The organism is Enterococcus sp. BWB1-3, assembly GCF_016745275.1.
GTDB lineage: Bacteria > Bacillota > Bacilli > Lactobacillales > Enterococcaceae > Enterococcus_L.
In genome coordinates this window covers 72892-85717 of sequence record NZ_JADOEP010000014.1, presented here as the reverse complement: position 1 = coordinate 85717, position 12826 = coordinate 72892, and the positions used below count along the sequence as shown (strand labels likewise).

The 12826-nt window shown below is 39.3% G+C and carries 14 protein-coding genes; 3 read left to right on the top strand and 11 right to left on the bottom strand.

Features of this window, described 5'->3' with window-relative positions; all coding sequences use genetic code 11:
- Nucleotides 1-37 precede the first annotated feature (37 nt).
- The 6 genes from IW492_RS18675 to IW492_RS10890 all read right to left on the bottom strand — a co-directional run bounded on the left by IW492_RS18675 (nucleotide 38) and on the right by IW492_RS10890 (nucleotide 4200).
- Nucleotides 38-1018, bottom strand: a complete 981-nt coding sequence (locus tag IW492_RS18675; RefSeq protein ID WP_442896330.1) for a PTS lactose transporter subunit IIBC — start codon at nucleotides 1016-1018, stop codon at nucleotides 38-40.
- A gap of 164 nt (nucleotides 1019-1182) precedes the next feature.
- Complete coding sequence (locus tag IW492_RS18670) at nucleotides 1183-1695, bottom strand: PTS transporter subunit EIIC (protein ID WP_442896329.1); 513 nt, start codon at nucleotides 1693-1695, stop codon at nucleotides 1183-1185.
- 234 nt (nucleotides 1696-1929) lie between these two features.
- The gene (locus IW492_RS10900) at nucleotides 1930-2901 is read right to left on the bottom strand and encodes a sensor histidine kinase (RefSeq protein ID WP_202067656.1); all 972 of its coding nucleotides are present in this window, start codon (nucleotides 2899-2901) and stop codon (nucleotides 1930-1932) included.
- Between the two features lie 367 nt (nucleotides 2902-3268).
- Nucleotides 3269-3436, bottom strand: a complete 168-nt coding sequence (locus IW492_RS10895; RefSeq protein ID WP_202067655.1) for a hypothetical protein — start codon at nucleotides 3434-3436, stop codon at nucleotides 3269-3271.
- Nucleotides 3436-3570 carry a hypothetical protein gene (locus IW492_RS18400; RefSeq protein ID WP_269160932.1) on the bottom strand — a complete coding sequence of 45 codons (135 nt, stop codon included), beginning with the start codon at nucleotides 3568-3570 and terminating at the stop codon, nucleotides 3436-3438. Before IW492_RS18400 ends, IW492_RS10895 begins: the two co-directional genes overlap by 1 nt.
- 480 nt (nucleotides 3571-4050) lie before the next feature.
- Complete coding sequence (locus IW492_RS10890) at nucleotides 4051-4200, bottom strand: hypothetical protein (protein WP_202067654.1); 150 nt, start codon at nucleotides 4198-4200, stop codon at nucleotides 4051-4053.
- Nucleotides 4201-4406: 206 nt separating this feature from the next.
- Here IW492_RS10890 and IW492_RS10885 point away from each other — a divergent pair, with 206 nt between their 5' ends.
- Together IW492_RS10885 and IW492_RS10880 are read left to right on the top strand one after the other, a co-directional pair.
- Nucleotides 4407-5168, top strand: a complete 762-nt coding sequence (locus IW492_RS10885) for an ABC transporter ATP-binding protein (RefSeq protein ID WP_202067653.1) — start codon at nucleotides 4407-4409, stop codon at nucleotides 5166-5168.
- Nucleotides 5161-6744, top strand: coding sequence for an ABC transporter (locus IW492_RS10880; protein WP_202067652.1), 1584 nt, complete (start codon nucleotides 5161-5163; stop codon nucleotides 6742-6744). The genes IW492_RS10885 and IW492_RS10880 overlap by 8 nt, the downstream gene beginning before the upstream one ends.
- A gap of 207 nt (nucleotides 6745-6951) precedes the next feature.
- On the opposite strand, the gene IW492_RS10875 is transcribed toward IW492_RS10880, so the two are convergent.
- The 3 genes from IW492_RS10875 to IW492_RS10865 all read right to left on the bottom strand — a co-directional run bounded on the left by IW492_RS10875 (nucleotide 6952) and on the right by IW492_RS10865 (nucleotide 10772).
- Complete coding sequence (locus IW492_RS10875; protein ID WP_202067651.1) at nucleotides 6952-7311, bottom strand: hypothetical protein; 360 nt, start codon at nucleotides 7309-7311, stop codon at nucleotides 6952-6954.
- A 768-nt stretch (nucleotides 7312-8079) separates the two neighbouring features.
- Nucleotides 8080-8937 (bottom strand): AraC family transcriptional regulator, encoded by an 858-nt coding sequence (locus IW492_RS10870; RefSeq protein WP_202067650.1) that lies wholly within the window; start codon nucleotides 8935-8937, stop codon nucleotides 8080-8082.
- A gap of 317 nt (nucleotides 8938-9254) precedes the next feature.
- The gene (locus IW492_RS10865; RefSeq protein WP_202067673.1) at nucleotides 9255-10772 is read right to left on the bottom strand and encodes a flavocytochrome c; all 1518 of its coding nucleotides are present in this window, start codon (nucleotides 10770-10772) and stop codon (nucleotides 9255-9257) included.
- A 398-nt stretch (nucleotides 10773-11170) separates the two neighbouring features.
- Between IW492_RS10865 and IW492_RS10860 the strand changes: the two genes are divergently transcribed.
- Nucleotides 11171-11707 (top strand): hypothetical protein, encoded by a 537-nt coding sequence (locus IW492_RS10860; RefSeq protein ID WP_202067649.1) that lies wholly within the window; start codon nucleotides 11171-11173, stop codon nucleotides 11705-11707.
- Here the strand turns inward: IW492_RS10860 and IW492_RS10855 are convergent.
- Together IW492_RS10855 and IW492_RS10850 are read right to left on the bottom strand one after the other, a co-directional pair.
- Nucleotides 11647-12297, bottom strand: a complete 651-nt coding sequence (locus IW492_RS10855; RefSeq protein ID WP_202067648.1) for a hypothetical protein — start codon at nucleotides 12295-12297, stop codon at nucleotides 11647-11649. The genes IW492_RS10860 and IW492_RS10855 overlap by 61 nt on opposite strands.
- 67 nt (nucleotides 12298-12364) lie before the next feature.
- A complete protein-coding gene (locus tag IW492_RS10850; protein WP_229442368.1) occupies nucleotides 12365-12808 on the bottom strand; it encodes a hypothetical protein in 444 nt (147 codons plus the stop codon).
- Nucleotides 12809-12826 lie beyond the last annotated feature (18 nt).

The window sequence follows — 12826 nt, the reverse complement described above, 5'->3', positions numbered from 1 at the left end:
AACATCTGAAAGCCTGGATTTTTTACTTAATACCGAACTAAATGACTCTTAAAACAAAATCTACTGCACCTTTCGGATCACGTGTAAGATTGATGTATTCTACTCCTTTCGTCGCAATCACCTTCACACCTAACTTGTCAGCATCCTTTTTAATGTCTTCCAGGTAAGAATTTATCTGAGGCGCCAAAACTATTAAATCAAAATTTTTCATAATATCGTAATGAGAGCCGTATGCTCCCGCTTGAGCTGAGATAGCAATTCCGGTTTCTTTTGCCCCTTCTTCCAGTGCCTTCGCCAGCATGGTACTCGTTCCAGCTCCGGCACATAACACCAGTACTTTTTTCCCATCCCTGATTTTTTCCTTTTCAGCTTCTGTAACAGCAGTAATTATATCCCCAACCTGCTTTTGCTCCTCTGCAATTTCTTCCTCAACTTCAGCAATCCCACTGTTCACAGCTTCTTCTTCAAGCAGCACCGCATCATAGGCTTTAATAAACGGCAGGTAAATCACTGCATCTACAAAAATCAATACAAGCATCAGTACAATTGCCAGCAGACTGAAACCCGTCCCCATAATAAGTCCAATGGGTGCCGGTGTCGCCCAAGATAGAACAGAAATAAAGCTGTTCATTTTCAAAATATCCACAAAAAATTTAAAAACCCAGACATTGGCAATGGGAGTCAGTAAAAACGGAATCAGAAAATATGGATTTAAAATTATTGGTGTCGCAAACAGCAGCGGTTCATTTACAGCAAACGAAACTGGAATAAATGAAGCTTTTCCGACTGCCTTTAATTGTTTTGACTTGGCAAACAGCATAAACAGAAACGGTACAACCAGCGTGGCTCCTGTTCCGCCCATCGTTCCGACAAAATTACCCAGTCCAACTGTCAAAACCTTGGAAGTCTGCTCACCATTTTTAAAAAGTTCAAAGTTTGTTTCTACATTCGCATAAATAATTGCAGCAATTGCCGGTTCAACGATCGACGGACCATGGACACCGACAAACCAAAACATAGCCATAGCTCCCCAGATAATCGCAATCCCAACATACCAAATAACGGCTGAAGAAAGGTAATCACTACTTCGGCAAAAGAGCCGTTTGTAAATATTCGAATTACTGTGTCTATGATTACCGCTGAAAATACAGCAAGAGAAAAAGGGATAATATCGCGAAACATTTAGGTAATCGTACCAGGCACTTCTTTTGGCATACGAATGATAAGATCTCGTCTCACACAAAACTTATAGATATTTACCGTCAGAAAAGCTGCAATAAAAGAAGCAATCAGTCCTTTTGTCCCCATGTAATCAGTAGAAACTCCTCCGTCTATCTGGTTCGCTCCCAGCATCAGAAAACCGCAGATAGAAGCCAGCATAACAGAAATCTCATTCATCTGTTTATCTGAATCACTCAGCCGACGATTCATTGAATTAGCCAGACAGCGAGCTGTTGTAGCTGTAACAAGCAATCCGACAAAGCCCATGGAATATCCGTAAACCTTCCACAGCCAGTTTGAGAATTTTTCAGGCAGCGCAATATTAAAGACCTCCGGAACAGCAGCAAATTCATTGAGAGTGGGACAGAAATAAAGTTCCAAACGATCTTTGTATATCCCCCGAATAAACGGCGGTACAAAAGCAAAAATTCTTTTTGCGACGAGTAACCGCAGGAGCAGCTCCAGGTTCTTCACCGAGTAGATAACAGGACTTCATCTACCCTGCTAAAGCAGTCCTAGTGAAGCCTGTCAACTCTCGTATGTTCCCTACGTAGAAATTGATGTGATCGAAACACAGCGTAGTGTATCAATTCATAGCTATTCATTTTATGAATCGTGTTCCTTGACAATTTTCGGATATTCTTTCTTAATTCTTGGAGCTGATTGCTTTTATCCCGAGCTAGACTGAAAAGAGCGATTATTCTATATCTAAGACTGCTGTTTTGGAAACTCTACTGAGGCAGTCGTTCCTTGTCCTTCAGATGAGTCAATTTCAACCATAATTCCCAAGGGATTAGCAGCCAGTTCAACAAGGTACAGGCCCATTCCTGCAGCTTCTCCTGAATTTCGTCCGTTTTCACCAGTGAAAAACGGCTGCCAGACACGAAACAAATCTTCTCTTGGAATTCCTATGCCAAAATCATTAATTATCACGTTTGGTTTCTCATCTAAAAGCTTAGTCTCAATCAAAATATTTCCTTTTGGATGAGAATATTTAATCGCATTAATCAACAGTTGTTCAATAATAAAAAACAACCATTTTTCATCAGTAATTACTATTATATCTTCATCCAAACGCACTACAGGATACGTCTCATACTGAATAAAATAATTCTTCTGTGCATTGATCACTTTATTCACTATCTCTGAAAGTGAGACCTGCTTCAACACAAAATCTTTTTCTATCCCCTCCACCAATCTGGCTTCATTTAAAGCCAGATCCAAGCCGCTTTTCAGTCGCTGTGTTTCTGCCAATACAGCATCACTGTCCAGCTGATTTTCCTGTGCCAGCATTTCCAGTGCAGTGAGCGGTGTCTTCATCTGATGGACCCAAAGATTCATAAACGTTACTTGCTGCTCCCGCTTTTCACTCTGAATCATCAGATCGATCTCCTGGTCCTTCAATACCTTGCTGACCTTTCTCTGAATAGCTAAACTTTCCGGATTCGTATCTCCAGATTCTATTCTGTTTGTCTGACCGCTTAAAAATGCATAAAGCTGGCGTTTCATGTAATAATCAACTGCGAAATACACTAGAAAAAGAAAGCTCCCCACCCCCATTAGATAGGCGGTTAGTTGCCAGTTGAATGTCTCTGTCAAACCAGAGATGAAAAAAACAAATAGAAAAATTCCACAACACAGCAAAAATTTAATCCAGTAGTTTTTGATATATAGTTTCATTATTCACCTTTCCAATCCATTTGATATCCTTTATTTCGTATCGCTTTTATTTTATTCGGCAGTCCCATATCCTCCATTTTTTTGAAGACCTTTCCTATTGGCAGGCAGCGTACTGTCATCAATAAAACGCTGACCATCCCACAGTTTCATTAATAAGTTTTCCTGCTTAACAACATTGGGGCATGCTGAATCAGCAGTTCCAGAAGCACATCTTCTTTTTCATCAAAGACTCGTGTTTTCCATGCTAGTGAACCTCCAGCCGTTCTGAAAAATACTTCAGCTCATGATAGATAAAAATCCGTTCCCCCACTACCAAATATTCTCCATAAACCAGTTGCAGCTGGCTTTTAATTTGGGCAATCAGTACTTATGTATCCGCTGGTTTCCCCAAATAATCATCCCTGCCATACTCCATTGCCATAACCTGATCCATTGAATAATCCCGAGCAGACAAAATAATAATCGGCACATTTGACTGTTTACGAGTTTCTCTGATCCAGTAAAAACTGTCAAAATCTGGCGGATTGATGTCCATCAACCAAAATCAGGCTGCTGCTGTTGAAATTCATTTTTCAAATGTTCAAACTCATTTGCCGGAACCACTTCAAAGGCGTATTTTTCAATAGCAGTCTGAAGCAAGCGGGGCAATGCCGCATCATCCTCAATCAAATGAACTCTTATTCATCCCCTCCATTTCAGTATAACAATTCCCTACTCCTGCCTCTCATATTAGATTTTAACAAAACAAAAGGAAGAAAGCGAAAAAAACAAGAAAAGGAATAGTATTTTTTTGAACTATTCGTATATCCTAGTGAATATTAAAGCAAAATTCATGTTAAGTTTATTTTAAAACCAATAAATATAATATTTCTTCTGAAAAATGAAATTGAGTATAGGGGAAAGTTGAATAACTTTCCACCCCTCTCACATCACCTAGTATATCGCCCGAATTAAATCTAATCTAAGAAACGTACAGCCAACACGGGAGCAACTTAGCAAAGAACGCCGATTTCATCCCTAACTGGAATCAAACCAACTGGAACTATCCGTGTAAAACAGCTGTTGATTCCCAAATTTCCTTTGACACTGCAAAAATTCTTGATCATCCAATCTTTTCATTTCCACTAATTCAAACATAAATCCTATCATTTAACGAAATCCAGCAATCCCTACATGCAGACTTTCTATCATAATGCCGACATCTCCCAGATATCCCGAGTCAATTAATCCAAGTTCCTCATTTAGTTTGTCTTTGTCCAAGCCTTGGTTGCAATGAAGCAGAGCTGTACGAATCAGCACCTTAAGCTGTTCTTTGGAATTTTCCGTGCCAATATCTGTTTTAGCCAGACAGTCAGATTGTCTTTTAAATCCTTTTGCTTCAAATTTACTTATATCTTTGCGACAATACTATTTGAAAAAAATTTAACACATATTCGCTTTCCAAAAATACCAATCTACACGTATAATGAAAGAGGAAGTATTTAATAAGAAAAGGTGGGATGGATATGATCGAATTAGTAAATGTCAGTAAAAGCTATGGCACAAAGCAAGCACTGAAAGATTTAACTTTAACAATCAGACCGGGGGAAATTTTTGGCTTTCTTGGACACAACGGTGCCGGTAAATCAACGACCATTAAGAGCTTGGTCAGTGTCATTGAGCCCACAACAGGCACAATCACAATTGATGGGCTGGAACTGAAAGCAAACAGAACAGCCATTAAAAAGAAAATAGCCTATGTTGCAGATACACCGGATATCTTCCTGCAGTTAACAGCAGGTGAATATTGGGATTTAATTGCAGCAGCTTACGAAATTGAGATAGGACAGAAACAGCAGCGGTTAAATGAGCTGGCAACTTTGTTCGATATGCTGAGTCATCAGGACGAAACCCTGGCAAGCTTTTCCCATGGGATGCGTCAAAAGACAATTGTTATCGGTGCCCTGCTGCCTGATCCTGATATTTGGATTTTAGATGAACCGATGCAGGGATTGGATCCTCAAGCTGCGTTTGATTTAAAAGAATTGATGAAAGCTCATGCACAAAAGGGAAAAACTGTCATTTTTTCTACACACGCTCTTGATACAGCACAGCAGTTGTGTGATGAATTAGCTATTTTGAAAAAGGGTGCGCTGATTTATAACGGTTCTGTCAAACAGCTTTTGGAACAATCTCCGAATGAATCCCTAGAAGCAATTTATCTGAAGATGGCTGGACGTCAGTCAGATACGCTGCTGGAAAGCATTGAGGATAACGAACATGAATAAGCTGCAGCTTTCAGAATTGGTGCGCACAAATTTACGTTATGCCAATCCTCAGATTACTGACAAGCTCCGCAGAAAAGGAAAAAGCGGAAAAGAACTGACACGTTCTCTGATTAATCAGTATCTGTTTTCCGGCGTTGCATTTTTATTCATCTACGGTACTACGATGTTTATGCTGGATTTCAGCAAACTGCCGGGATTCTTTACTTATTACGTGGCATTATTCACCATCTTAGCATTTTCACAGGGAATTTCTGTGATTTATAATATCTTTTTTGAAAGCCGGGACCTTCCTGCTTATCTTCCCCTGCCATTTAGTCAGGGTACGATTTTTCTATCAAAAATTTTAGTAGTGACAATGACCGTTTCACCCTTTGTATTTCCCATGTTCATTGTCTTTATGATGACCGGCTGGCGTTCAGGAATTTTTATGCCGCTGACTATCCTACTATCACTTTTGCTGTTCCTCCTTATTCTGGCTATCGTTTTTACTTTTTGTTCTCTCATTGTTTTTGGTTTAACTAGAACCAGCTTTTTCAAAAAGCATAAAAAAGTGGTAACCAGTTTATTATTGGGGCTGTCCATGACTATTGCAGTCATCGGGATTATCTGGATGAATATGGAAAGCTCTTCAACAGGGATAGAGCAGATGGACCGCAATCCAATTATATTTTTTATGCTGATTTTCCATATCAGTGCAACACCATTTTCAACAGCTGGATTAATTAGTTTTGCAGGGCTTTTAGGGCTTCTTCTGGTGTTGTTTGAAGGAATCAAATTACTGATTTTACCAAGACTTTACGAACAGCTGACTGAGGCATCTGCCGCAAAAGGAAACATTCGACGTACGTATAAAGCCAACCAAAGCTTATCCCAATTGTATATCAGCTACAATCTCCAGTTGTTAAAAGAACCAAATTTGATCATGCAGGTACTTTCCAATTCTCTGCTGATGCCGATTATCTTCATTGTTACATTTGCAATCGGCGGAATGCTGAATTTAAGTGCACTAGACATTCGTTTTATTGGTGTCGTTTTTCTTGCGGGCGCAGCCATAGCTGCGATGACAGTTAATCAGACTTCCTTTATCAGTAATCTGATTTCATTGGATCAGGAAAATTTTACGTTTTTACAATCCCTACCAATCTCCATACATTATTATATGAAACAGAAATTTTTAGTTGGTTTGATTATTCAAAGCATTCTAACCGGAGCGATTTCATTAATTGCAGGTTTTGTTTTCAAACTACCGCCAGCTTTAATTATCGCTCTTTTAGCCGGTGCACTCTTGGGATGCTTCTTGTTCTGTCTGCGTTTTTTTTCTAGGGATTATCAATTTCTTTTGCTGGACTGGACAAGTATCACTCAGCTGTTTAACAGGGGTTCCGGCAGTATCGGCCTTGTTGTTACTATGCTGGGAACTATATTCGGCAGTATTCTGGTTCTTACAGCTTATGGATTTGCCACAGCATTTCTGCCTTTCTGGCCGCTGAACCTGTTTGTTCTTGCTGTACTTTTCCTTTTTATCTTTCTATGGATTCGCCACTATCGTAAAAAATTCTGGCATCAGTTTAAATAAACAGGAATGGACAGTCAAAGCTCTTTCTCGGATTTTTCATCCGATTCCGGACTTTGGCTGTTTTTTTCTTCATCCTCTGTATAATATCCATACGCATTTTATAATTAAGTACACTACGATTCTTTAACTGAATAGCATAAATAAGCACTGGTTTTCAGATTTTTATATCTAAAAACCAGTGCTTATTTTTTTTCCCTGCTGCCATGTTTATTCTAAATATGCAAGTTTTACAGATGAATAGATAAACGTATCGCCATCCTCTGCTCTTTTCAAAATAACAGCAAAAGAAGCAGAGCCGTCCATCTCTCCTGTCGGAAGAGGAAATACCAACGGTGCTACTCTCAGCCGTGTATATTCTCCAAACATCTGATCAAAATCATCGAGCGCAAAATCCACAAGATCATCAATCTCTTCAATAAATCCTGTAACCGTTCCAAAAATCCGATCGTTCGCTTTCTTATTTTCACCATATTTCTTTCTCAAAGACGCTTTGTACTCTTCCACTGTCATAAAACAAAAAATCCAATCCAACGGTTGAGCCAAAAAATATTTGTAAACCCTAAACATTCCTATCCCTCCCTCTTTCTATACTTTAAATCGGCAGCCAACTCTATCTCTATACTGCTCTGCGAAAATCTATTTTCTCTGACCTGAATCAGCTTAAAAGATGACTATCTCAATAACCTGGAATGATTTTTCTTATACGAAAAACACTTGCTTATTAAAACTACACCATCAAAGTCCTGTTAGTCAACCTTACAGTTGAAATTTTGTTCTGTTATTTATCAAATAATGTGGACAAACAAGAGAAATCCTACTCTTTTTATGATTATCTATTCCTTTCCACCTTTCATAATCGTTATATAATAATTGTGTTTACACTGCTTTTATTAATTACTGCCACGCAATTTTAAAGGACGAAACATGCATCATAATTTATTAATGAGCTGCAACAAAAAACTTCCCTATTCAGGAAGTCTAAAAAATAAATGTAAGATGAGCTCAGACAGCACTTCAATGGCTGCACCGAATAATTTTCTCATGCACAACACCTCTTACCCTGAACTATACCGCAGAAATAATGACGTGTGAATACGACTTAAGTCTGAACTCAAGTGAATCAGAAACAGCTTCCTCTTTATACTTTTACACATCATTCTTGCTACGATACAAGTTTGCAGTACATTAGAAAACAGAAAAACACGAATCAGATTTAGGGGAACTGCCCATGTACTGATTCGTATTTCCGTAGTAATTTTCCTTTTAATGTTCATTAAGTGAGAAGTATTTCTGAAAAGTATGAATCGCTTATCTTCACTGCGATTTACACTATTTTTATTTTCTCTTTACAGCAATCCATAGTTCACTGTATAACTCTTTTTTATCTTCAAACTTCGTGAATGAAATCTCCGGTGCTTCGACAAGCTCATAATCAGAAGACGGCAGCCATTCTGAATAGATTTTTCCCCATGTCTCCTGTAAGGTTGCTGGAAATGGTCCCTCATTTGGAAATATAGCCCACAAATTCGCCGGTACTCGTATCAATTCCAATGTTTCCGGCTTCTTTTCACTAGTAGTTAAGAATCCTATTAAATGAATGAGCTCCCCCTTCTCTTCCATCCGCCCCTCACTAAAGCCATAAGAAGCATTCATAACCTGATGAGGATAGAGATCTCCCAACTCATGCATCTCTTTCCGTTGTTTCTCCGTAATTGACTGCGCCAGTTCAACAATTACATTATTTTCCCCTTCAAATTGAATTGGAGCCTTCTTAGTAACCCCCACTAGATTAAAAGCTTCTTTTTTCTCAAGTTTTACATGCATTGATTCTCCTCCTTGAACTGTAATAAAAAAGGAGCGTTTGGGAAAAGTCTTCTGCAGACCGCTTTTGCTGACTTCCGACGGCAGATATCCCGTCCAGTCACGAAACGCTCTTGAAAATCCTTCGATTGACTGATATCCGTATTTGAAAGCTACAGCGGTGACTTTCTCCCCTTTTACCAAATCGAGATTTGCAGATGCCAGCTTTCGATTTTTAATATATTCACTCAAGGGCATACCCGCAATAAAAGAAAAGGTTCTCCTGAGATGATACTCTGACAGCCCAATACGTTTAGCTTCATCTTCAATAAAAAGTTCTTCTGTCAGATGCTGTTCGATGTAGTCCATCAACTGATTTAACTGCTGCAGCATGTTCTTCCCCCCTTTCTCCTATATTTATCTTAATAAATAAATCAATGGTGTACTTGATGATTGCTGAACAAGTTTTATCGATTTCATTCCTTTCTGTACCTATCTTCTAAGTGATTCCTCAAAATTATAGTCAATGCTATGCGGAAAATCAATAAAGTTACTAATGAATAAAAAAACAGTTTAGACTATCAGAAACTTTCTATCCAGTTACCAAGCAGGAAGGAACAGATAGAAAGGGATATGATAATCAAAAAACTGTAAATAGACATCTGCCAAGCAGAGCTACTTACAGTTATTCACGCATTCATGAAGATAAATTATTCAGCTGCTTTTCCAGCAAATTCAGCAGATTTTGTTCCCGCCTGACGTCCGAATACAATAATATCTGCAACAGCATTTCCGCCAATTCGATTCTGACCATGAATTCCACCCGTCAGTTCGCCGGCAGCATACAAACCTTCAATTGCTGAGCCATCTTCTTTTAAGACCTGTGTGTCCTTATTAATTTTCACGCCGCCCATTGTATGGTGAATACCGGGAGCTATTTGAATCGCATAGTAAGGTGCTTCTGTTAAGTCATAATCCATCGCAGTTTCTCGGCCAAAGTCCGGGTCCTTCTGATCTTTCACTGCTTTGTTCCATGTGTCCAACGAAGCTTTCAATATCTCAGGTTCTGCATCAATTTTTTCTGCCAATGCTTCAATCGTATCTGCCTCTATAACTACGCCTTGCTCTTTATAATACTCCAGCTGTTTCGCCCGATTTGCCAAAGCATCATCAAAAATCAAATAAGCATAACCTTCAGGTAAATCAGTAATTGCCGCAGATACATTATCTCTTGTTTCAAGCTCATTATAGAAACGTTCTCCCTGCTGATTCACAAGGATGGCACCTTCTCCACGAACGGTTTCACTGATCAGCATTCCTGTTTCCTGAACAACTGTTGGGTGAACCTGAATCTGATCCATATCCACGGTTGCTCCACCCAGCTTTTCAATCATTGTGATACCGTCACCGGTACTGCCTTCAGATGTTGTACTCACATATCCTTTCAAATCCGGACGATATTTTTCAATCATTTCTTTGTTTGAACCATATCCTCCAGTAGTTATAATCAGAGCATCTCCAGAAACTATTTTTGTTTCACCCTCAACATCAACTTCCACTCCCGTTACTTTTCCGTCTTTTTCATTTATCTTAGTAACTGTTGAATTGACAAATATCGGAATTTCCTGTTCATGAATATTTCTAATCAAGCCGGCAACCAGATACGTGCCTACTGCTGAACCGTCTGTCGGGCGGTGAATTCGTTTCACACTCGCTCCGCCGCTGTAACTGATATTATCAAGTGTAATCCCCATTGAATCCAGCCACTCAATACCAGCTGCAGAGTTATCTACAAGATAACGCAGCAATTCTTTATCGTTGGTTCCTTTTCCACCAGTCAGCGTATCTTCATAGAAAAGATCATTGCTGTCTTCAATCCCCTGTTCTTTCTGAAATTTTGTTTCAGAAGCGTTCATCCCACCAGAGGATTTCAGTGTATTCCCTCCGGCAAAAGGCATCTTCTCAAAAATTACCGGATTCATTCCAGCTTCTTTTGCTGATAAAGCTGCCGCCATTCCAGCTCCGCCTGCACCCACAATAACAATATCATACTCATCTTCCAGCTTGCTTGGATCTGTGTACTCCTGCTGAGATGCACCTGAGACCGTTTCAGCTGAGCTTCCAGTTGAACTTGAAGAACTCCCGCTGCTTTCTTTTGTTGTGTTGCCGCCTCCGCAAGCACCCAAAAGCAGCACTGCCGAGAACCCCAAAATGCAGTTTTTTACCATTCCTTTTTTCACGTTGATTCCCCCTAAAACTTTTTTTCATACAATACTATAAATGACAAATTCGTGATCAGATTCACAAATGTATGTCCAAAAAATAAATATTTCCTTTTTTTAAATAAGGTCGCCTTTATACTCCTGTTTCAACTATTCGTTTGAATGGAGCTAGGCAGTCATTCGCTATTCAGTTATACATAATAAAGTATATTTGTTTATTCAAGATTAGACAAGTGATTTACTGCACATACTGAAATAAATGAGGATATTTTCAGTTCTCTCTCAGCCAATCATTATACAATTAGGTCAGCCATTCAGAATCACTGCGATGTGTTTCAAATGCTGTATAGCTTTTATATTTTATATAAACTAAATATATAGCACATCTTGTATGATCTTCGAACATGCAACAAGCAAATGTTCCTGCACAAATAAGACTCACGGTTCCAAGAATTGTTTCTCAGCTTTTGATAGAATCGAAAAAAAGACAAAGGAAGATTCCCCTGCCTCTTCGTTCATCTTCTTTGCTCTTTCTGTTACTTGCCCGAGCAAACAGCAGAAGTACGACAATTCTAATGAACATTAATAAATATAGGCTATGTTCACCAGCATTTGGTAGCCGCCCTCCAAAAATAGTATCTTCTTTTGGTGAAGCAGGTTCCTCTGAAGGTTCGGTTGAATCAGACTCTTCTGGAATCACAGAGCTCTCAGTAGTTATTCCTCTTCCAACTTTCCCACTAATTTCAACCGAAGCACTGTTGGCATTAGTTGAACCAGGAAAATCCAAGAGAAAAAATCACGAGAATGATAAAGAGTATTCTGTTAGACCAGTGCTTTTTCATTGTGACCTCTCCCTCAGAATTGCTGCTATAATGCTTAATTATCTGCCGATTGTTGTACCGTCAGCTTGTACAGAAGCAAATTTCAATGTTAATGTATAGTTTTCTGATTCTGCAACTGCCGGTGCATTTTCAACTGTTCCTGTATAGTGGAATGTGGCTTCGCTTCCATATGTATCTGCAGCGTCACTCACAAGATTCAGACGGCCTTCATTATTTGCCAGCGTCAGCCATGGCATTGCCGGCATTGATGCAACTGCTCCTCCATCAATCAAATTAACAGCTGCCGGAGTTGAAACCAAAGCAGTTGAAGCTGCTGCTGGATTAACCGTTAATTGTGTCACATAGTTTGGTGTTCCTGTCAGTGAAGACAGATAAACTGCGACACCGCGACCTGAATTATTTTGAATGCTGTAGTCAGCTGATTCAATCTCTGTATGATCTGAAGCAATTGTTGTATGGAATGCTGTCGCTGTATCAACCGTGATGTTAATCCAGTCATCTGAACCTTCCGGCAAATCAGTCTCCGGATCTGTGTTATCCATTTTTCCGATTGTTCCATTAATTTCAATGTCACCTGTATTAATTCCGTCAAATGTTTCTGCATTTGCAGTTGAGCCTGCTGCAGAAACTCCTGCAAATCCCGTACCTAAAACCATTGCTGCTGCGACTAATTTCTTATTTAATTTCATAAATGTGTTTCTCCTCTATAATTTTTTATTTATGTCAACAGAATGAATATTCTGCTAAACTCATTTCTTATGCTAAGACGTTAATCATAATGCTTGCTTGAACCTGCCCCTGCTTCTGTTTTGTTACCGGATCATAAATATTAAATGTTGCTGTTGCCGGATAGTCTCCTTTGGCCAGCGCTACATCTAATACAGCATTCTTTATCTCATAGCCCGGTTCAACAGCACCGGAAGAATATACTTCCTTACCATCTTCATCCAAAGCAATAACCACGTTGATTGGGTAAGCATTATGTTCAGGATTTTGAATATAGATATCTCCTTCTTCATTTCCAGAAGCAAAAGTTGCTTCCGGTTTGATGACCATATTGAACTTGCTGGCATCTACCATTTTCTGCTCGGCTGCTTTTATCTGTTTGTCCGTCATCTTCTGCGCTTCCTTTGCATCCGGCAGATAATCCCCGGATACTATCCGAACTGGTTCTTCCTGCTGTGTGAAATAGTAATACACACCGCCGCCAATCAGTAA

Coding starts and splice junctions, on each gene's coding strand:
- IW492_RS18675 (WP_442896330.1), bottom strand. CDS start 1,018: ATGTTTTGGTTTGTCGGTGTCCATGGTCCGTCGATCGTTGAACCGGCA.
- IW492_RS10900 (WP_202067656.1), bottom strand. CDS start 2,901: ATGAAACTATATATCAAAAACTACTGGATTAAATTTTTGCTGTGTTGT.
- IW492_RS10895 (WP_202067655.1), bottom strand. CDS start 3,436: ATGGACATCAATCCGCCAGATTTTGACAGTTTTTACTGGATCAGAGAA.
- IW492_RS10885 (WP_202067653.1), top strand. CDS start 4,407: ATGATCGAATTAGTAAATGTCAGTAAAAGCTATGGCACAAAGCAAGCA.
- IW492_RS10880 (WP_202067652.1), top strand. CDS start 5,161: ATGAATAAGCTGCAGCTTTCAGAATTGGTGCGCACAAATTTACGTTAT.
- IW492_RS10875 (WP_202067651.1), bottom strand. CDS start 7,311: ATGTTTAGGGTTTACAAATATTTTTTGGCTCAACCGTTGGATTGGATT.
- IW492_RS10870 (WP_202067650.1), bottom strand. CDS start 8,937: ATGCTGCAGCAGTTAAATCAGTTGATGGACTACATCGAACAGCATCTG.
- IW492_RS10865 (WP_202067673.1), bottom strand. CDS start 10,772: ATGGTAAAAAACTGCATTTTGGGGTTCTCGGCAGTGCTGCTTTTGGGT.
- IW492_RS10860 (WP_202067649.1), top strand. CDS start 11,171: ATGCAACAAGCAAATGTTCCTGCACAAATAAGACTCACGGTTCCAAGA.
- IW492_RS10855 (WP_202067648.1), bottom strand. CDS start 12,297: ATGAAATTAAATAAGAAATTAGTCGCAGCAGCAATGGTTTTAGGTACG.